At 66.6% G+C, this 18,886-nt stretch carries 20 protein-coding genes; 15 read left to right on the top strand and 5 right to left on the bottom strand.

Translation table 11 applies throughout. The annotated features are described in order from the left end of the window. Positions 1 to 18 precede the first annotated feature (18 nt). Positions 19 to 1,401, bottom strand: coding sequence for an adenylosuccinate lyase (purB, locus tag ACFQB0_RS09025; RefSeq protein ID WP_386730401.1), 1,383 nt, complete (start codon positions 1,399 to 1,401; stop codon positions 19 to 21). Continuing rightward, positions 1,398 to 1,925, bottom strand: coding sequence for a low molecular weight protein-tyrosine-phosphatase (locus ACFQB0_RS09020; RefSeq protein WP_386730399.1), 528 nt, complete (start codon positions 1,923 to 1,925; stop codon positions 1,398 to 1,400). Before ACFQB0_RS09020 ends, purB begins: the two co-directional genes overlap by 4 nt. A gap of 141 nt (positions 1,926 to 2,066) precedes the next feature. On the opposite strand from ACFQB0_RS09020, the gene ACFQB0_RS09015 reads away from it, so the two are divergent. Further along, the gene (locus ACFQB0_RS09015; protein ID WP_386730397.1) at positions 2,067 to 2,348 is read left to right on the top strand and encodes a hypothetical protein; all 282 of its coding nucleotides are present in this window, start codon (positions 2,067 to 2,069) and stop codon (positions 2,346 to 2,348) included. Between the two features lie 2 nt (positions 2,349 to 2,350). Continuing rightward, complete coding sequence (locus ACFQB0_RS09010) at positions 2,351 to 4,012, top strand: hypothetical protein (RefSeq protein WP_386730394.1); 1,662 nt, start codon at positions 2,351 to 2,353, stop codon at positions 4,010 to 4,012. A gap of 12 nt (positions 4,013 to 4,024) precedes the next feature. Here the strand turns inward: ACFQB0_RS09010 and ACFQB0_RS09005 are convergent, their stop codons facing one another. Continuing rightward, on the bottom strand, positions 4,025 to 4,423 hold the full coding sequence (locus ACFQB0_RS09005; protein WP_386730391.1) for a phage holin family protein: 399 nt from the start codon (positions 4,421 to 4,423) through the stop codon (positions 4,025 to 4,027). 108 nt (positions 4,424 to 4,531) lie between these two features. On the opposite strand from ACFQB0_RS09005, the gene ACFQB0_RS09000 reads away from it, so the two are divergent. From ACFQB0_RS09000 to ACFQB0_RS08985, 4 genes are read left to right on the top strand one after another with little or no spacing between them, the layout of a single operon-like run. Continuing rightward, entirely contained in the window at positions 4,532 to 5,683 is a 1,152-nt protein-coding gene (locus ACFQB0_RS09000; protein WP_386730390.1) for a histidinol-phosphate transaminase, read from the top strand. 4 nt (positions 5,684 to 5,687) lie between these two features. Further along, a complete protein-coding gene (locus ACFQB0_RS08995; RefSeq protein WP_386730387.1) occupies positions 5,688 to 6,821 on the top strand; it encodes a thiamine pyrophosphate-dependent dehydrogenase E1 component subunit alpha in 1,134 nt (377 codons plus the stop codon). Continuing rightward, on the top strand, positions 6,818 to 7,822 hold the full coding sequence (locus ACFQB0_RS08990; RefSeq protein WP_386730385.1) for an alpha-ketoacid dehydrogenase subunit beta: 1,005 nt from the start codon (positions 6,818 to 6,820) through the stop codon (positions 7,820 to 7,822). Before ACFQB0_RS08995 ends, ACFQB0_RS08990 begins: the two co-directional genes overlap by 4 nt. A gap of 29 nt (positions 7,823 to 7,851) precedes the next feature. After that, the gene (locus tag ACFQB0_RS08985; RefSeq protein ID WP_386730382.1) at positions 7,852 to 9,246 is read left to right on the top strand and encodes a dihydrolipoamide acetyltransferase family protein; all 1,395 of its coding nucleotides are present in this window, start codon (positions 7,852 to 7,854) and stop codon (positions 9,244 to 9,246) included. Between the two features lie 337 nt (positions 9,247 to 9,583). Here ACFQB0_RS08985 and ACFQB0_RS08980 read toward each other — a convergent pair whose 3' ends face one another. Then, positions 9,584 to 10,087 carry a GNAT family N-acetyltransferase gene (locus tag ACFQB0_RS08980; RefSeq protein ID WP_386730379.1) on the bottom strand — a complete coding sequence of 168 codons (504 nt, stop codon included), beginning with the start codon at positions 10,085 to 10,087 and terminating at the stop codon, positions 9,584 to 9,586. Positions 10,088 to 10,654: 567 nt separating this feature from the next. On the opposite strand from ACFQB0_RS08980, the gene ACFQB0_RS08975 reads away from it, so the two are divergent. The 9 genes from ACFQB0_RS08975 to ACFQB0_RS08935 all read left to right on the top strand — a co-directional run bounded on the left by ACFQB0_RS08975 (position 10,655) and on the right by ACFQB0_RS08935 (position 17,482). Next, the gene (locus ACFQB0_RS08975) at positions 10,655 to 11,566 is read left to right on the top strand and encodes a metal ABC transporter solute-binding protein, Zn/Mn family (protein ID WP_386730377.1); all 912 of its coding nucleotides are present in this window, start codon (positions 10,655 to 10,657) and stop codon (positions 11,564 to 11,566) included. Positions 11,567 to 11,613: 47 nt separating this feature from the next. Beyond that, positions 11,614 to 12,429 (top strand): metal ABC transporter ATP-binding protein, encoded by an 816-nt coding sequence (locus ACFQB0_RS08970; protein ID WP_386730374.1) that lies wholly within the window; start codon positions 11,614 to 11,616, stop codon positions 12,427 to 12,429. Then, positions 12,426 to 13,322 (top strand): metal ABC transporter permease, encoded by an 897-nt coding sequence (locus ACFQB0_RS08965; protein ID WP_386730373.1) that lies wholly within the window; start codon positions 12,426 to 12,428, stop codon positions 13,320 to 13,322. Before ACFQB0_RS08970 ends, ACFQB0_RS08965 begins: the two co-directional genes overlap by 4 nt. Before the next feature lie 9 nt (positions 13,323 to 13,331). Beyond that, positions 13,332 to 13,742, top strand: coding sequence for a Fur family transcriptional regulator (locus tag ACFQB0_RS08960; RefSeq protein WP_386730370.1), 411 nt, complete (start codon positions 13,332 to 13,334; stop codon positions 13,740 to 13,742). A gap of 240 nt (positions 13,743 to 13,982) precedes the next feature. Continuing rightward, complete coding sequence (gene rpmB / locus ACFQB0_RS08955) at positions 13,983 to 14,219, top strand: 50S ribosomal protein L28 (protein WP_123044529.1); 237 nt, start codon at positions 13,983 to 13,985, stop codon at positions 14,217 to 14,219. After that, positions 14,219 to 14,386, top strand: a complete 168-nt coding sequence (rpmG, locus tag ACFQB0_RS08950) for a 50S ribosomal protein L33 (protein ID WP_018188987.1) — start codon at positions 14,219 to 14,221, stop codon at positions 14,384 to 14,386. The genes rpmB and rpmG overlap by 1 nt, the downstream gene beginning before the upstream one ends. Positions 14,387 to 14,389: 3 nt before the next feature. Then, positions 14,390 to 14,695, top strand: coding sequence for a 30S ribosomal protein S14 (gene rpsN / locus ACFQB0_RS08945; protein WP_386730367.1), 306 nt, complete (start codon positions 14,390 to 14,392; stop codon positions 14,693 to 14,695). 293 nt (positions 14,696 to 14,988) lie between these two features. Continuing rightward, complete coding sequence (locus ACFQB0_RS08940; RefSeq protein WP_386730364.1) at positions 14,989 to 15,276, top strand: HU family DNA-binding protein; 288 nt, start codon at positions 14,989 to 14,991, stop codon at positions 15,274 to 15,276. A gap of 220 nt (positions 15,277 to 15,496) precedes the next feature. Further along, positions 15,497 to 17,482 (top strand): cytochrome c oxidase assembly protein, encoded by a 1,986-nt coding sequence (locus ACFQB0_RS08935; RefSeq protein ID WP_386730361.1) that lies wholly within the window; start codon positions 15,497 to 15,499, stop codon positions 17,480 to 17,482. A 28-nt stretch (positions 17,483 to 17,510) separates the two neighbouring features. Here ACFQB0_RS08935 and ACFQB0_RS08930 read toward each other — a convergent pair whose 3' ends face one another. After that, on the bottom strand, positions 17,511 to 18,755 hold the full coding sequence (locus ACFQB0_RS08930) for a hypothetical protein (protein ID WP_386730359.1): 1,245 nt from the start codon (positions 18,753 to 18,755) through the stop codon (positions 17,511 to 17,513). Between the last annotated feature and the right edge of the window lie 131 nt (positions 18,756 to 18,886).

Raw genomic sequence — 18,886 nt, 5'->3', positions numbered from 1 at the left:
CCGGAGCCGGGAGCGGGGTCAGCCGAGTTCGTCGACGAGCTCGTTCGCGAGCCCGATGTAACCGGCCGGAGTGAGCGCGAGCAGACGCTGCCTGGACGCGTCGCCGATGTCGAGGGTCTCCACGAACTCCGCGAGCTCCGCTTGTCCGATGCGCTTGCCGCGTGTGAGGTCCTTGAGCAGTGCGTATGGGTCGGAGATCTGCGAGCGTCCGGCGGCGACCTCCGCGCGGATGACCGTCTGGATCGCCTCGCCGAGGATCTCCCAGTTCGCGTCGAGGTCGGCGAGCAGTGCCGAGCGGTCGAGGTCGATCTCCCGCAGACCGCGCTGGATGTTGTCGAGCGCGAGCAGCGAGTGCCCGAAGCCGACGCCGATGTTGCGCTGTGCGCTCGAATCGGTGAGATCACGTTGCAGGCGCGAGGTCACGAGGGTCGCGGCGAGCGAATCGAGCACGGCGCTCGACAGTTCGAGATTGGCCTCGGCGTTCTCGAAGCGGATCGGATTGATCTTGTGCGGCATCGTCGACGAGCCGGTCGCACCCGCCTGCGGGATCTGCCGGAAGTAGCCGAGCGAGATGTAGGTCCATATGTCGGTGGCCAGGTTGTGCAGCACCCGGTTGGCGTGTGACACCCGTCCGTACAGCTCCGCCTGCCAGTCATGCGATTCGATCTGCGTCGTCAGCGGGTTCCAGTCCAGGCCGAGGCTCTCGACGAACTCGCGTGAGATCTTCGGCCAGTCTGCGTCGGGGTCGGCGACGAGGTGGGCGGCGAAGGTGCCGGTCGCGCCCGAGAACTTGCCGAGAAACTCGGTCGCCTCGATCTGATCCGCGATGCGGGTGAGACGGTGCACGAAGACCGCGAGCTCCTTGCCCATCGTCGAGGGGGTGGCCGGCTGGCCATGGGTGCGACTGAGCATCGCGGCATCCCGGTGCTCCTGGGCCAGAACGCGCAGGGCACCGACGACGGCACGCAGCTTCGGCAGCCACACCGTGCCGACGGCGTCGCTCACGGTGAGCGCGTAGGAGAGGTTGTTGATGTCCTCGCTCGTGCAGGCGAAGTGCGTGAGCTCGGCGATCGAGTCGAGGCCGATGGATGTCAGTCGCCGGCGTACGAGGTACTCGACGGCCTTCACGTCGTGGCGGGTGACCGCCTCGAGCTCGGCGAGCTCGTCGATCTCGCCCTGCCCGAACCCTGTGACGAGGCTGCGGAGCGACGCCTTCTGCGCATCCGTCAGCGGCGACGAGCCGAACATGGAGTGGTCGGTCAGATAGATGAGCCACTCGACCTCGACCTGAACGCGGGCACGGTTGAGCCCGGCCTCGGAGAGGAACTCCCCCAGCTCGGTGACGGCGCTGCGGTAGCGGCCGTCGAGCGGGCTGAGAACCTGAGGGGGCAGGGGACTCATCGGACTCCTTGTCGGATTGCGGGGGCGATTTGCCGGAACAGTGCCTGCGAAGACCTCTCAATCATCCCAAGAACCGTGTCGAACATCGCATCGTCCGAGTAGTAAGGGTCGGGCACTTCCCGCAGGTGAGCCTGTTCCGGGTCGAAACTCAGGATCAAGCGCACCTTGTCGCGGTCGCGGTTGCGGTGCGCCCACGCCTTGAGAATACGTTCCTGGCTGCGGTCGAAGACGACAACGAGGTCGAGTTCATCGAAGGAGAGCGGATCGAACTGCCGCGCCCGATGATTGCTGCCGTCGTAACCGCGGCGGGCGAGTGCCTCGATGGTGCGCGCGTCGGCCTGCTCGCCGACGTGCCAGTCGCCTGTCCCCGCCGAGCTCGTGCTGATGAAACGCCCCAACCCGGCGTGCGCGACCTGCTCGCGTAGCACCACCTCGGCCATGGGCGAGCGGCAGATGTTGCCCGTGCACACGAACGAGATTCGGAAGGGCGTCGCATCGTCGGAGCTGAGCGCGCCAAAACCCATGCGTCCCATTCTGCTGGACTTTGCTCTCCTGCACACCTGCAATCTCGCACGGATTTCGCACCGATTCCGGATGCGGCCACCTGGCTCGTGGCGAGAGTACGAGACTTCCTCCGGAAGGACGCATCGAAGGGAGGGCGTGACATGAACGACGACACGGACCGGTGGGATCCGGGTTCCGGCGCCACGCGCGGCACGGAACTAAGAGCGCAGCGAGGTATCCTCGCGGATTTGCTCCACGACGTCGAGGCGGCGCAGTCGTCGCTGTCGGCGTCGCTCGAGTTCGGTGAGTGGCGGTCGGATGCGCAGCGTGCCTTCGCCGGCAAGCTCGAGGAGTTGCGTCGGAAGGTCGCGCGCACGGCCCGTACGATCGACGACGCGATCGTCGCGTTCGACGGCTCGATAGCACGGCTCACGACGAGCTGAAGGTGTTCGACGATGACGAACGGTCTGCTTCGGCTGGGTCGCGCGGCGTTCTCGTCATCTCGGGTGGGGGGTCGACCGCGGTCGCGACCGAAGATCTGTCCTCCCGGTCGGCGATGCTCCGGCACCTGGGTGACGAGGCCGAGCGGTGGCGCACGGAACTCCGGCGCACGAGCACCCCCGACGACCTTCCCGCCCCGCTCTGGCGGGAAGGTGAGCCATCCGCCGCGCTCGTCGGTCTAGGGTTCGCGGTCGACGAGATCGCGAGTGAGGCACGAGTGCTGGCCGCGGCGCTCGAACAGGCCGGGGAGCAGTATGGGGCGACGGAGCGGTTTCTCGAACGTCTGCTCGGGACCTCGGGATCGTTCACGGCCTGGATCGTCGGTTTCCTCGGCGCGCGGATGCTGCCGGCCATCGTCGGTGCCGCAGTAGGGCTCACCGGGAGCATCGGGATCCCGGCATTGCTGGCGCTCGCCATCGCGCGAGGACCCCGCGCCTTCTCGGTCGCCGGGACCGGGCGCACTCTCGACGACTGGGTCCAACGGAATCGCGCGCTCTTCTGCAATCCGGTCACCTCCGCGCTCATCAGGGGCTTCGTGTCCTCCGTCGACGATCTGGTCGCCGGAGTCGCGGGTGTACCGTGGCCGATCACGGCCGCCCTCGGAGACGACGGTCTCGGCATCGTCTCCCTGGATACCTCGGCGGCCGGACTTCTCGTGATCTCGCGTCCGCTCGGCCTGTTGCGGGAGACCCCGGTGACGATGCGGCGCGTGACCGCGAGTGGGGATCCCCACCGGCCCGGTGCTGCGGCGGGAACGCCCGGGAGGACGCCCGGGCTTGAGGGAGTAAGCACGGATGCCGACGGACGCGTGGCGTCGACCCTAGGAACCGAAGGCATCGCCATTGCGCCGCCGGCGGGGATCCGCGATCTCGTCGAGCGGATCCCGCCGCCGCGCGACGATCTTCCGCAGGTGCGGATCGAGCGCTACGGCCCGGTGGAGGATCCCCGCTGGCTCGTCTACATCGGAGGGACGGTCGATTGGGGAGTTGCCGGCGTCGGGAATCCGTGGGATCTGAGGTCCAACGTCGAGGCCATGGCCGGTCCTGCACGCCCGCCGGAGAACGAGGTGCCCGGTGCGTCGGCTGAGGCGAGCACGAGCGGGGCGGGTTCCTACCGGGGGGTGGTCGCCGCGATGGCCGCAGCCGGGGTCGCGCCGGGCGACTCCGTGGTGCCGATCGGACACTCGCAGGGGGGCATCCTGGCCGCGCGACTCGCCGCGGATGGCGCGTATCGCAGTGAGGCGGTGCTCACCATCGGCGCCCCGGTGGAACAGATCGAGCTGCCACGGGGCCTTACTGCTCTGCAGCTCGCGCACACCGACGACCCTGTGCCGTCGCTCGGCGGCATAGCGGGTGCGGGCTCGGCGACGGGTGCTGCAGCGGAGGCCGGCAGCGAACGGGTCATCGTGCGCCGCGAGTACTTCGCCGGGCGCGCGGTGTCGGGCGAAGGACTCGTGCCGTCACACGCGATCTCCGCCTATGCCGAGACCGCCGCTCTCGCCGACGAGTCGGATGACCCGATGCTCACCAGATTCCGGGCAGTCATGGCATCCTGCGTCGGCGACGAACAGGGAGTCGTGACCTGGTGGTTGGGGGTGCGTCGTTGAGCGACGGCGAGGCTATCGTCTGTCCTCCCTCGTGACGGGGCGCAGGATCAGGCCGAGCAGCCAGCTGATGACACCCAGCACGAGCGCGCCGAGCACGCCCCACCAGAAGCCGTCGATGGAGAGGCCGAATCCGAAGAGTCCGCTGATCCACGCCACGAGCAGGAGCAGCAAACCGTTCACAATGAGGGCGAGGAGGCCGAGCGTGAGCACGTAGAGCGGGAATGCGACGACCCGCACGACGCTGCCGACCACGCCGTTCACGAGGCCGAAGATGAACGCGATGAGTAGATAGGTGAGCACCGTCGCGAGAGTGTCGTCCGCATACGGTCGCACATTCACGCCGGCCACGATGAAGGTGGTGAGCCACAACGCGACGGCGTTGACGATCAGCTTGAGGAGGAATCCGCCCATGACTCCACTATTCCACCGATGAACGCTGACGTCACGGGCGACACGATAGACCGGCGGCTCGCTCTGTTCATGCCGCCCCTGGCATACCTGAGGAATAGACTCGACAGGGTGACCGATACGACACCTGAGCCGGCAGTCGCATTCCCGAGTGGGCCTGTCGTCAGGCTGCGCCCCGAGATCGTGGCGCTACCGGCCTATAAGCAGGGCAGGCCCGCCGCGGCGGACGCGTTCAAACTGTCGAGCAACGAGAACCCCTTCGACCCGCTCCCGAGCGTTGTCGAGGCCGTTGCCGACGCCGTGGACTTCAACCGCTATCCGGATGCCACCGCCCTCGACTTGCGCGAGCGACTGGCCGCGAAGCACGGCGTCGGCGTCGGCGCCGTGCACGTCGGCGCCGGTTCCGTCGCCTTGCTCGCGCAGTTCGTGCTCGCGACCTCTGCGCCCGGTACCGAGGTCGTATACTCCTGGCGTTCCTTCGAGGCCTACCCTGGGCTCGTCACGGTGGCGGGAGCGACGAGCGTCCAGGTTCCGAACCGCGCCGACCACGGCCACGACCTGCCGGCGATGGCGGCAGCCGTCGGTGACAGCACCAGTCTCGTCATCGTCTGCTCTCCCAACAACCCCACCGGCACGATCGTCACCGAGAACGAGTTCCACGCGTTCATGGCCGCGATTCCGTGCGAGGTGCTCGTCGTGCTCGACGAGGCCTATGCCGAGTTCGTCGGAGACGTGGTCGGGGCGGATGGCAGCCCGGCCGTGCACGGCATCCCCGTGCTCGACCGCTATCCCAACCTCGTCGTGCTGCGCACCTTCTCGAAGGCCTACGGACTCGCCGGACTGCGTGTCGGCTATGCCATCGGCCCCGTCGAGGTTCTCGAGGCGGCGCGTTCGACCGCGATCCCGCTCTCGGTGACCGGTTCGGCCGCGGCCGCGGCGCTCGCATCGCTCCACGTCGAAGACGAACTGCTCGATCGGGTGCGCGTGATCGCCGCCCGTCGCGACGCGCTCTACTCGGCGCTCGGCGAGCAGGGCTGGGCCGTGCCCCGGCCGCACGGCAATTTTCTCTGGCTACCGACCGCCGAGCAGACCTCTCAGGCTGCCGAACAGCTTGCGGCTGCAGGCCTCGTCACCCGCCCCTTCCACCCGGAGGGCATCCGGGTCTCGATCGGGGAGCCGGAATCTGTGGAGAGACTCCTCGAGATCACAGGCAAGATTATGGAATCTCTACCAACGGGGCATCCAGCCCGACGGGTAGCGTAGAGCGGTGGCTGCCCCAGCGAATGACTTCAGCGTGCCGACGGTCCAGCTCCTCACTCCTGACGGCGAGTTCACGCCGAACGCCGCCGCCGCCGAGTTCCTGCCCTATTTCGAGCGGCTGGATGAAGCCGACATCCGTCGCTTCTATCGCGACATGGCCGTCATGCGCCGCTTCGACACCGATGCCGCGAACCTGCAGCGTCAGGGCCAGCTCGCGCTCTGGGTACCGAGCCATGGCCAGGAGGCCGCCCAGGTGGGCTCGGCCTACGCCACCCGCCCGCAGGATCACATCTTCCCCAGCTATCGTGAGCACGTCGTCGGCATGATCCGAGGGCTCGACCTCGTCGATATCCTGCGCATGTTCAAGGGTGTGACGCTCGGCGGATGGAAGCCAGAGGAGAACGGCAACTTCCACCTCTACACCCTTGTACTCGCCTCGCAGACTCTGCACGCGACGGGCTATGCGATGGGACTGCAGTTCGACGGCGTGACCGCGACGGGCGATCCCGACACCGACCAGGCGGTCATCGTCTACTACGGCGACGGGGCGTCCTCTCAGGGCGATGTCAACGAGGCCCTCGTCTTCGCATCGAGTTATCAGACCCCGCAGGTGTTCTTCCTGCAGAACAATCAATGGGCGATCTCGGTTCCGGTCGAACGCCAGTCGCGCACCCCCCTCGCGCTCCGCGGCCGCGGCTTCGGCATGCCTGGCACGCAGATCGACGGCAACGACGTGTTCGCGAGCTACGCGGTGACCGCGAAGCATCTCGACGATGCGCGTGCGGGCCATGGTCCCGCCCTCATCGAGGCGCTCACCTATCGTGTCGGCGCTCACACGACGGCCGACGACCCCACCAAGTATCGCCGTGCAGCCGAACTCGAGGAATGGGTCACCCGCGATCCCATCGCCCGGCTGCACGCGTATCTGCGGAAGAGGGGCGTCGAGCAGTCCTTCTTCGACGAGGTCGACCAGGAGGCCGCCGACTACGCCTCGGACGCCCGCCGTCGAGCCCTCGCCATCACGGCTCCGAGCGCGGAGATCATCTTCGACAACGTCTATGCCGAGCCGCATCCGCTCGTCGACGAGCAGAAGGTCTGGCTGGAACGGTTCGAAGCGTCGTTCGAGGATGGAGAGGTATGAGCACGGGATCGGTGACCGGTACCAAGACGACGACGCTTCCGCTCGGCAAGGCGGTCACGGCGGGTCTGCGGCAGGCGATGCTCGACGATCCCAAGGTGCTGCTCATGGGGGAGGACATCGGCCCGCTCGGCGGTGTCTTTCGCGTGACAGAGGGGTTGCACGCCGAGTTCGGCGACAAGCGGGTGCTCGACACGCCGCTTGCCGAGTCCGGCATCGTCGGCACCGCCGTCGGTCTGGCCATGCGCGGCTACAGGCCGGTGTGCGAGATCCAGTTCGACGGCTTCATCTTTCCCGGCTTCGACCAGATCACCACTCAGCTGGCGCGCATGCGCACCCGGCACGAGGGTGGTCTGATCATGCCCGTGGTCATCAGGGTGCCCTACGGCGGGCATATCGGCTCGATCGAACACCATCAGGAGAGCCCCGAGGCGTACTTCGCGCACACCCCTGGTCTGCGCGTCGTGAGCCCGTCCACCCCCAACGACGCTTACTGGATGATCCAGCAGGCCATCCGCTCTGACGACCCCGTGCTGTTCTTCGAGCCGAAGAGCCGCTACTGGCCCAAAGGCGAGGTCGACTTCGGCACGAGCGAGACGCCGTTGCACGCCAGCCGGGTGGTCCGGAGTGGAACGGATGTCACCATCGTTGGGCACGGTGCCATGGTGAGCGTTCTGCTCGAGGCCGCCGAACTGGCCGCCGAAGAGGGAGCGAGCGTCGAGGTCGTCGACCTGCGGTCGATCTCGCCGATCGACTATGCTCCTCTCCTCGAGTCCGTGGCCAGAACGAATCGCCTCGTCGTCGCTCAGGAGGCCTCCGGCTTCGTGAGCGTCGGATCGGAGATCGCCGCGACCGTCATGGAGCGTGCGTTCTACCTGCTCGAGGCGCCCGTGCTGCGCGTGTCCGGCTTCGATACGCCGTTCCCGCCGGCCGCCGTGGAGACGCACTTCCTTCCCAGTCCCGACCGCGTGCTCGAAGCCGTGGACCGGGTTCTCGCCTACTAGCCGACCGTCATCGTCACCAGGAGCGCATCATGAGCGAACAGCGGTTCAACCTCCCCGATGTCGGCGAGGGCCTGACCGAGGCCGAGATCGTGCAGTGGAAGGTCGCGCCGGGCGACACCGTCGCGATCAACGACGTGCTCGTCGAGATCGAGACGGCTAAGTCCCTCGTCGAACTCCCCTCGCCGTACGCGGGCGTCGTTGGAGCCATCCTCGTCGAGGAGGGCGTCACGGTCGACGTCGGGACGCCCATCATCTCGGTGTTCGCGATCACGTCTCCCGTGACGTCGGCTGCTGCTCTGGAATCGCCGACCCCTCCGAACGGCTCCGAGGCCACCGTCGCAGCGACGGATGACGCGGGCACCGTCTCCGCGGAGGGCGACGACAAGCCCGATGCCGTGCTCGTCGGTCACGGCAGCTCCGCATCCGGAGGCACCCGCCGCCGCCGCACTCGCAGCCAGGCCGCCGCGCACGAGACGCTCGCCCCGGCAGCTCCGCCGCCGGTTCGGCTGGCTGACGGCATTCAGCCGCTGCCGCGCCCGGCGCATGCCCCGGCGGCGTCCGCAGGCCCCGTGATCGCTAAGCCGCCGATCCGCAAGCTCGCGAAGGATCTCGGTGTCGACCTCGCGCAGGTGACCCCGACCGGGCCGATCGGCGATGTCACCCGAGACGACGTCGTGCGCGAGGCCTCACAGGTGACGGTCTTCCGCAACATCGAGACCCCTGCATGGCCCGAGATTCGCGAGGACCGCATCCCGGTCAAGGGCGTGCGCAAGGCGATCGCCCTGGCGATGGTCGGCAGCGCGTTCACCGCCCCGCATGTGAGCCTCTTCGTCGATGTCGACGCCACCCGCACGATGGAGTTCGTCAAACGGCTCAAGACGTCGACGGACTTCGCCGGTGTCAAGGTCTCGCCGCTGCTGATCATGGCGAAGGCGATGATCTGGGCCGTGCGCCGAAACCCGAGCGTCAATGCGGCCTGGACCGATGAAGAGATCATCGTCAAGCACTATGTGAACCTCGGCATCGCTGCCGCGACTCCGAGAGGCCTCATCGTGCCGAACGTCAAAGAGGCGCAGGAGATGAGCCTGCTCGAGCTCGCGGTCGCACTCGAAAGGCTCACCATCACGGCTCGCGACGGCAAGACCTCGCCGGCCGAGATGTCCGGTGGCACCATCACGATCACGAACATCGGCGTTTTCGGCATGGACACCGGCACCCCGATCCTCAATCAGGGCGAGGTCGCGATCGTCGCGCTCGGCACGATCAAGCAGAAGCCGTGGATCGTCGACGGTGAGGTACGCGCGCGCTATGTCACGACGATCGGTGCGAGCTTCGACCATCGGGTGGTCGACGGCGATGTGGCAAGCCGCTTTCTTGCAGACGTGGCGAGCATCATCGAGGAGCCGGCGCTCCTGCTCGACTAGCAGCTGCCTCCCCGGCTTTCTTCGGCGCGCGAGCAGAGCACGGTCGAGCGCTTGCGCGAGGACGTGGGCCTCTTCGTCGACGCCGGGATTGCGGAGCCAGAGGTTGATCGCTGTTCGCTCCATGAAGGAGACCTCTAGCCGAGTTCCTCGGCGATCATCCGGAAGATCTGCGACGCCTCGGATGCGGAATACGGCTGAATTCGATCTGCTGTGGCGCGAAGACCGGGGAGTCGATGACCGTCAGGGCGCAGAGATGGCGTTGTGCGCCGGCGCTGAGACGCCGGTAGATATCGGCTGAGCTGAGGGCCATGTCGTGAGACTCGTGGTTTCAGGATGCTCACGCCGAGCAGGGAGCCGACAGGCTCACCTCGAAGACGACGGTGTCGTCTCTGCGCCCCACCTCGCACATCCCGGCCTTCTCGAGCACGCGCAGGGATGCCGGATTGTCCGACGTGGTCTCAGCCCGGGCGAGAAGTGCTCCGTTCTCCGAGGCGAGGACGAGAGCCGCGCACACCGCTTCGGTCGCGAAGCCCTTCCCGCGCGCGGCGGGCACGAGTCCGTAGCCGAACTCGACGACACCGTCGGAGTCAGGTGCGCCGAAGAATCCGATCCCGCCGATCGCCGCCGTATCGTCACGCCGACGGATGATGTAGGGCCCGAACGGAGCGGGATCGCCCTGCTCGTCGACGATGCGCAGGAACATGCGCACCACGTCGAGCTCGTCGGCGAAGGGGTAGCCACCCTCCCAGCGATCTTCCGGTCCGGGGACTCCAGCGAGCACCCGCTCCGCTTCCTCGATGGTGAACGGACGCAGCACGAGACGGTCGGTGAGAGTGTCCACTCGCTCCACTCTGCCAGGCTCCACCGATGTGAGGCTTGGAGCGAACAGAGAGTTCCGATTCCGAGTCCACCCCTGGGGCGTGTTGCTAGACACTGTTCGGGAGGCTGTCCGGCCCGCATGAGCGCTGCCTTGAGCAACGCGTCCTAGCGGCACCCTCGCCTCTCTCAGCCTCTCTCAGGCGGACGAGAACGCGCCCGCGGTCGTGGGACGTGTGCCTGGTGGCGCCTCCTGCGATACGTCCGTCCAGACTTCGGTCGTCTGCAGGATCAGCCCCTCATGCATGCGCACGAAGGTCGCACACTCTAGTGATCGAATCCGTTATCCCTTCGTCCGGTGAGGTGCGACCGGCACGCTGCTTCGTTGGCGGCACCGACGAGTTCTTCAACCCGCAGATGATCGAGTCCAGGGTAGTCGGCGTCGCGTAAGACACCGGATGGGGTTTAGCAACATGCCCCGGCGGATGCTGCGTCGAGAGGAGCTGTTTTGACAATCATTATCAACAAGGACTAGCGTCGAAAGGCTCCCGAACTCCGGAACGCATCCATCGATTTAGGCAGGCCAACGCTTATGAAGACGCGAACTTTCGTCTCGCTCCTCGCTGTTCCTCTGACGGCTGCGCTCGCGCTCACCGGCTGTTCGTCGGGCGGGTCCGGCGCGTCCGCCGGAGCGTCGGACGACGCAAAGGTCTCGGTCGTGGCCAGCACCAACGTATACGGCGACATCGTCTCTGCGATCGCGGGCGACAACATCGCGGTGACCTCGATCATGAGCAACCCCGCGCAGGACCCGCACTCGTTCGAGGTCAACGCTCAGAATCAGCTCGCCGTGTCGAAGGCCGACATCGTGATAGAGAACGGCGGCGGTTACGACGACTTCATGGGAACCCTGCTGGACGCGTCGGGCAACGAGGACGCCGTGGTGCTGAACGTGTTCGACATCTCGGGCAAGGCCGACGGGGTCAACGAGCATGTCTGGTACGACTTCGCCTCGATAGGCAAGCTGAAGGACGCACTGGTAGAGGCACTGTCGAAGGCCGACCCTGCCGGGGCCTCGACCTTCGAGAAGAATGGTAAGGGCTTCTCAGAGACGCTCGCCGAACTGGAGAGCCGTCAGGCCGAACTCAAGACTAAGTATGACGGACAGGGCGTAGCGGTCAGCGAGCCGGTTCCGCTTTACCTGCTGGAGGGGGTCGGTCTGGTCGACAAGACCCCAGAAGCGTTCAGCCAAGCGGTCGAAGAGGGCGTAGACGTCTCCCCCGCCGTGCTTCAGGAGACCATCGACGCCGTCGTCGGCGGCAGCGTGAGGCTGCTCGTCTACAACGAGCAGACCAGCGGTCCCGAAACCGAGAAGGTGCTCGCCGCAGCGGAGGGAGCGGGCGTGCCGGTCGTGCCGGTGACCGAGACGCTCCCGAACGGCGAGGACTACCTCAGCTGGATGCGCGCCACCCTCGACGCCGTGGCCAAAGCCCTCGGCGCATGACCGACGCCGGGCCGCATGAGCCCGTCTCGAAACCATCGGAGCGCCCTATGGTTCTGCGGCTTCGAGACGCGAATCTCGGCTTCGGCACTCGCACGCTGTGGAGCGGCCTGAATCTGGACGTGCGCGCCGGCGAGTTCGTGGCGGTTCTCGGACCAAACGGCTCGGGCAAGACCAGCCTGCTCCGGACCATCCTCGGCCAGCAACCGCTCGACTCTGGCACCATCGAGTTCGACGGGCACCCGGTGCGGCGGGGTGACCGGCGACTCGGCTACATCCCGCAGCAGAAGCTCATCGCCGCGGGAACGCCGATGCGCGCTCGCGACCTGATAGCACTCGGCGTGAACGGTCACCGTTGGGGGCTGCCCATCCCCTCGAGCCGGGACCAGAAGCAGGTCGAGCAGCTGATCGACGCCGTCGGCGCTCGCCGCTACGCGAATGTTCCGGTCGGCAGTCTGTCCGGCGGCGAACAGCAGCGGCTGCGCGTGGGGCAGGCGCTCGCCGGGGATCCGGTGTTGCTGCTCTGCGACGAGCCGCTGCTCTCCCTCGACCTGCAGCACCAGCGCGGGGTGAGCGAGCTGATCGACCGACGTAGGCGCGAGCACGGCAGCGCCGTGATATTCGTCACCCACGACGTGAACCCCGTACTCGGGATGGTCGACAGGGTGCTCTACCTCGCCGGCGGACGCTTCCGCGAGGGCACGCCCGACGAGGTGCTTCGCAGTGAGGTGCTCTCCGCTCTCTACGGAACGTCTGTCGACGTCATCCGCACCCGAGGCCGCATCGTCGTGGTGGGCATTCCTGACGCGGAGACCCATGCTCACCACGAGCACAGCCGTGAGCGCCATCCGGAGCCGGTCGAATGATCGTCCACCTCGCCGAATCCCCCGACCTCTGGCAGCAGCTGTTCAACTTCTCCAACTATGGCGAGTTGCTCGTGCTCGTGAAGAACTCGATCATCGCCGGCGCCGTGCTCGGCATCGTGGGCGGACTCATCGGCGTGTTCGTGATGCAGCGGGATATGGCGTTCGCCGTGCACGGCATCAGCGAGCTCTCCTTCGCCGGGGCCGCTGCCGCTCTACTGTTCGGTGCGAACGTCGTTCTCGGTTCCCTCGCCGGCTCGCTCACCGCCGCTGTCCTCATCGGCCTGCTCGGTGCGCGGGCACGCGACCGCAATTCGATCATCGCCGTGCTGATGCCCTTCGGCCTCGGTCTCGGAATCCTGTTCCTCGCGCTCTACCCCGGTCGCAGTGCAAACAAGTTCGGGTTGCTCACCGGACAGATCGTCTCCGTCGATGACCCACAACTCGGCTGGCTCATCGCCATCAGCGCGATCGTGCTGCTCGGGCTCCTGCTGATCTGGCGGCCGCTGGCGTTCGACAGCCTGGACGCGGATGTGGCCGCCTCGCGCGGCGTGCCGGTGCGTTTTCTGGCGCTGGCGTTCATGATCCTGCTCGGGCTGGCGGTGGCGGTCTCCATTCAGATCGTAGGGGCACTGCTCGTGCTCTCGTTGCTGGTCACGCCCGCCGCCGCCGCGATGCGCGTCTCATCGTCGCCGTTGGTCGTCCCGCTGCTCAGCGTGGCCTTCGCGCTGGCCTCGGTGGTGGGCGGCATCATGCTCGCGCTCGGCAGTTCCCTGCCGATCAGCCCATATGTGACGACCATCTCGTTCGCGATCTACGTGGTCTGTCGGCTCGTCGGGGTGCGAAGGACAGGGACTCGACGGGGTTCGCGGCGACTCGTGAGTCAGGCGAGCTAACCTAGGGGGGTGAAACGCAACACCTGGCAACGCGAAGCCGTGCGAGGGGCACTCGACTCGACCGGGGGCTTCATCAGCGCGCAGGCGCTCCACGCGAGCCTGCACGCGACAGGCTCGCCGATCGGCTTGGCGACTGTTTACCGTGCGCTCGCCGACCTCGCCGGGCAGGGCGAAGCGGACTCGCTGCAATCGCCGGATGGCGAGAGTCTCTACCGCGCCTGCAGCAGCGACGGCCACCACCACCACCTGATCTGCCGCAACTGCGGACTCACCGTCGAGATCTCGGCTACCGAGGTCGAGACCTGGGCCAAGAGCGTCGCCGCCGAGCACGGCTTCACTCAGGCTGCCCACGTCGTCGACGTCTTCGGGCTGTGCGCGAGCTGCTCTGCGCTGCTGGCAGCCGGTGCGGCATCCGCGTGAGATGAGAACAGTCTTGCATCCAGGGCTGCCGACCACTCCGACCGCTGACCATTCCCTCGCGGCGGCACCGGGCCGCCAGCTTGCGCCACACGCCCGGAATCGCATAGAATCGCTCTTTGGCTGAGCGGGTCTCTCCCGCTCGGATCGCGCGCACATCCCGGTTCTTGCAACGTCGGGAATGGAGCGTGCCGACAAGGGATCTTGGGAAGGGCAGTCGCCCTTCGGTATTGGAGGACAACCATGGCAGCAACCTGCCAGGTGACCGGAGCCGTTCCCGGCTTCGGACACAACATTTCGCACTCGCACCGTCGCACGAAGCGCCGCTTCGACCCGAATGTGCAGAAGAAGACCTATTACGTGCCGTCGCTGCGTCGTAATGTCACTCTGACCTTGAGCGCCAAGGGCATCAAGGTCATCGATGCTCGTGGCATCGAGTCGGTCGTCAAGGACCTGCTCGCCCGTGGGGAGAAGATCTAATGGCAAAGCAGCAGGATGTCCGTCCCATCATCAAGCTTCGTTCGACGGCGGGCACCGGATACACCTATGTGACCCGCAAGAACCGCCGCAACGACCCCGACCGTCTCGTGCTCAAGAAGTACGATCCCGTAGTGCGCAAGCACGTCGACTTCCGCGAGGAGCGCTAACACATGGCCAAGAAGAGCAAGATCGCCCGCAACCAGCAGCGTCAGGCTGTTGTCGACCGTTACGCTGCGAAGCGTCTCGAGCTGAAGAAGGCTCTCGTGGACCCGAATGGAACCGACGAGTCCCGCGAGGCCGCGCGCGTCGGCCTGCAGAAGCTTCCCCGCAACGCGTCGCCCGTGCGTCTGCGCAGCCGTGACGCCATCGACGGCCGTCCCCGCGGTGTGCTCAGCAAGTTCGGCATCAGCCGTGTTCGCTTCCGTGACATGGCTCATAAGGGCGAGCTGCCCGGCATCACCAAGTCCAGCTGGTAGCTGCGGGCGTATAGGCCACGAGAGGGTGTCGGCTTCGGCCGGCACCCTCTTTTCGTCGCTGGCTTGGGCTCGTCGGGGAGTGGTTGCCCGTGGTCGCGACGGCCGAAACGGCTCAGCCTGAAGCGAACATGCCGGGAGAATGTGCGCGAAAGGCGTAGAAATCCCCGTAATTCCGGGGATCTCTGTTACATTCGAGGCGGTCAACCGACCACGGGGAACGGCTCGTCAAGCCTCCTCCCCTCCAATTCGATTGCTGTAACTCTCTACAGATGAAGGTCCGAGGAGGACACTCAATGGCTGACAAGTCGCTTAACAAGACCGAGCTCGTTGCCAAGGTTGCTGCTGCGACCAACCAGAGCCAGGCCACCGTTGACACCGTTCTCGGCGGTCTCTTCGAGGCCCTCGCCGAATCGGTTGCTGCAGGCACCAAGGTTTCGATCCCTGGATGGCTCGCCGTCGAGCGTACCCACCGTGCGGCTCGCACCGGCCGCAACCCGCAGACCGGCGAGACCATCCAGATCAAGGCCGGCTATTCGGTCAAGGTCAGCGCTGGAAGCAAGCTCAAGGCTGCCGCCAAGTAGTCCGGACCGCAGGGTCCCGACCACTTCGGTCTTCCGACCTCTTTCACACGGGATGTCGCCTTTTGGCGGCATCCCGTGTGTCGTTCCGCGACGCGTGTCGAGCGTGGCCTTTTCCGTCGAGCGTGCCTGGTACACCGGGCGATCTCGTCGGAAACGGCCACACTCGTTGGAATGGTCTCGCGAGGGGAGCGCTCGGTCTACGGACGGTTAGGCTTGCTGAGTGCTCCGCTACACCCGCATCCTCGGCCCCGCCGTCCTCCTCGTAGTCGCCGTGGTGTCCCTCGTCGTGGGGCTCGACTATGGTGGTGGAGCCAGCCCGCAACTGCTCGAGGATCCGGGTGCGGTCGTGCGCTGGGGCCTGCCGGTCGCGAAGCTGCTCGTGAACCTCGGCGCAGCTGGCATGATCGGCGCGCTCGTGCTCGCCTGCTTCGCTCTCAGCCCCGACGAGGACGAATTCAACGTCGCTCTCGACATCGCCGCAGCCTTCGCCGCGATCTTCACGGTCGCCGCGGCGGCCACCGGATTCCTCACCTACCTCTCGGTCACGAACGCGACCCCGAGCTTCGACGACCGGTTCGGGGCGTCGCTCAGCCAATTCCTTACCCAGATCGAACTCGGCCAGGCCTGGCTCGCGACGACGCTCATCGGTGCCGCCGTCACGGTGCTCTGCTTCGCCGTCCGCAACCAGACCGTGCTCGTCTTCGTCACCGTGCTGGCGGTCGCCGCCCTCGTTCCGATGGCGCAACAGGGCCACGCGGCCGGAACTGCGGGTCACAACGCGGCCATCATCGCGCTCGGCCTGCATCTGATCTTCGCGGCCGCCTGGCTCGGCGGCCTCGTCACGATCGTGTTGCTGCGCCGCCAGCTCGGCGCGCGGCGACTCGTTCCCGTGCTCGCACGCTACTCCACGGTCGCACTCCTCTGCTTCGTCGTCGTCGCGGTCTCCGGCTACGTGAGCGCGGCACTCCGCCTGGGAACATTCGACGCCCTCCTCACCCCGTACGGCGTGCTCGTGCTCGTCAAAGTCGCCGCTCTCGTCGCACTCGGCTGCTTCGGCGCTGTGCAGCGGCGCTACTTCATAGAGCGGCTGACGCGGCCGGGGGCATCTGTCTCGGTCTGGTTCTGGGGGCTCGTCGTCGCTGAGCTCGGCTTCATGGGCGTAGCCACCGGTGTCGCCGCGGCTCTCGGGCGCACGGCGACCCCCGTCAAACAAGTGGTCAGCGGCACGAGGACGCCTGCGGAGTTTCTGACGGGCGAGCGGCTGCCGCCGGAACTCGACTTCTCGCGGTACTTCACGGAGTGGAGCATCGATCTGCTCTGGCTGCTCGTCTGTGTGTTCGGCGTCTTCTTCTATCTCGCGGGCGTGTGGCGACTGCGCAAGCGCGGCGACGCCTGGCCTGTCTACCGCACAGTGCTCTGGGTGCTCGGGATGGTCGTGCTGTTCTACATCACGAGCGGTGGGGTCTACGTCTACGGCACCTACTTGTTCAGCGTGCACATGATGGCGCACATGGTGCTCACGATGGCCGTTCCCGTGCTGCTCGTGCCCGGTGCGCCGATCACGCTCGCGATGCGCGCGATCAAGCCGCGCAAGGACGGAAGTCGTGGTCCTCGTGAGTGGATCCTGCTGGTCGTGCACTCGAAGTTCGCCGGCGTCATCGCGAATCCCGTCGTGGCCGCTGTGCTCTTCGCCGGCTCGCTCTGGGTGTTCTATTACACCTCGCTGTTCAGCTGGGCGACGACCGACCACCTCGGCCACGAGTGGATGACGGTGCATTTCCTCATCACGGGCTACCTCTTCGTGCAGTCCCTCATCGGCATCGACCCGGTGCCGTACCGGCTGCCATACCCCTTCCGGCTCCTGCTGCTGCTCGGTACGATGGCTTTCCACGCCTTCTTCGGACTCGCGATCATGAGTGGAACGGGGCTGCTACTCGCGGACTGGTACGGCGCCATGGGTCGGCCCTGGGGGCCGACCGCACTCGTGGATCAGCAGCTGGGCGGTGGTATCGCCTGGAGCATCGGCGAGATCCCGACCGTCGCGCTCGCCATCACGGTGGCGATCCAGTGGAGTCGTTCGGACGCCAAGGAGACCAAGCGGCGCGACCGGAACGCCGACCGCACCGGCGAGGCCGAGCTCGCCGAGTACAACGCGCGTCTGGCCAGGATCGCAGAACACGACGAGCAGGCCGTCGCGCGACGCTGAGGAGCCGGATCCTCGTGCGAAGTCAGGCTCAGTGCAGCTCGATCGCGAGCGAGCCGTTCGGGCGGATGACGACGGCCAGGGCGATCTCGAAGGGCTTGTCCTCGTCGACCGTCGACATCTCGCCATCGAAGAGCGACTGCACCTCGACGACCACATGGACGGTTCCAGACGTCGGTGGCATCTCGAAGGCCGTCTTGCCTCCGGTGAGCGTAACGATGGGATACTCCAGCATCGACCAGCTCGGAAGGCCGACTACCCGGTCGTCGATGGTGATGCCGAACGGGCATCCGGCCGGCTGCAGCACCTGCTGCGTGACGCATTTGTCGAGGTAGCCGTTGAGCTCGTTCTGTACATCGCTCACGAACGCGGCGCTCGGCTGCACGTCGACCGAGACCTCCCGCGCACCTCCTGTTGTCACCGGAACCACCGTCGGACTCGCATGGAGAAGCCTCGAATCGTGACTGAACTCATAGAGGCTAGGGGTGAACGCGAGGTAGGACGCGCTGTTCGAGAAGCTCGGCGCCTGATTCTCGGGCGCATGCGCCCGAGTGTCGAGGGTGAGCCCGTTCACGGTGAAGACGGCGTCGTGCAACACGGAGACCGAGATCACGGCGAGCGGGCTGCTCGCGAACCGCCAATTGTCGAAGATCCCGAACCAGCTACCCGTGTGCTCGACCGTGAACTCGCTCGTCAGCTTCTGCCCGCCCAGCTCGTACTCGAAGCTCACGGCGTGCACCCCAGGCTCCTTCTCGGTCTCTCCGACGAGCCGCACCTCGCGCGGAGCGTTCAGCACCGAGTCGCGAAGCAGGACGGATGCCGCATTCGAAGGCAGACCGGCCGCCTGGAGCTTGGTTTCGTCGAGTTCTACCCCGGGGAAGGCCAGCGCGGCTTCGGCATCGTTGCGGGCGAGCGCGCTCAGATATTGGTGGACGAACCCGGAGGCGCTGAAGATGTCGCGGCTGAGCGCGCCGATCCCGGCGACCAAAGCGACGACGAGCAGAATCACCAGGCCGCTCCAGAGCGCGATGGGCGCGATCATGAGGGGCGGGCCAACGGGCGGGGGCGGGGGCGGGGGCGCCATAGGCATACCGGCATCCGGGGGAGCGGTCGCCGCTTCGGCCGCGTGCGCGCCGCTACGACCGATCCCGAGTTCTCGATCGGAGACGATCTGCACGGGAACGGTGATGCCCTGCGGGCTCGTCGAGGGCAAAGAGGTTGGCACGATCGAGGTCTCTACCGCCTGTTCGCGCTTGTCACCCGGCCCCGTGCTCACTCCCATATCTTACGGTGCCCGCGACTCGGAGAACGGTGGGAGTGTCGGTGTGCGCGACCCGGAGTCATCGGAGGGCGGATGCTGCGGCATCCGCCCTCCGCGGCTACAGTGGGAGCACCTACCGTCGCCCA

Origin of the sequence: Luethyella okanaganae (assembly GCF_042660285.1) — a bacterium.
In the GTDB taxonomy this organism is placed as follows: Bacteria; Actinomycetota; Actinomycetes; order Actinomycetales; family Microbacteriaceae; genus Luethyella; species Luethyella okanaganae.
The sequence above is the reverse complement of the archived record's forward strand: the minus strand, read 5'-3'. Positions and strand labels throughout refer to the sequence as shown.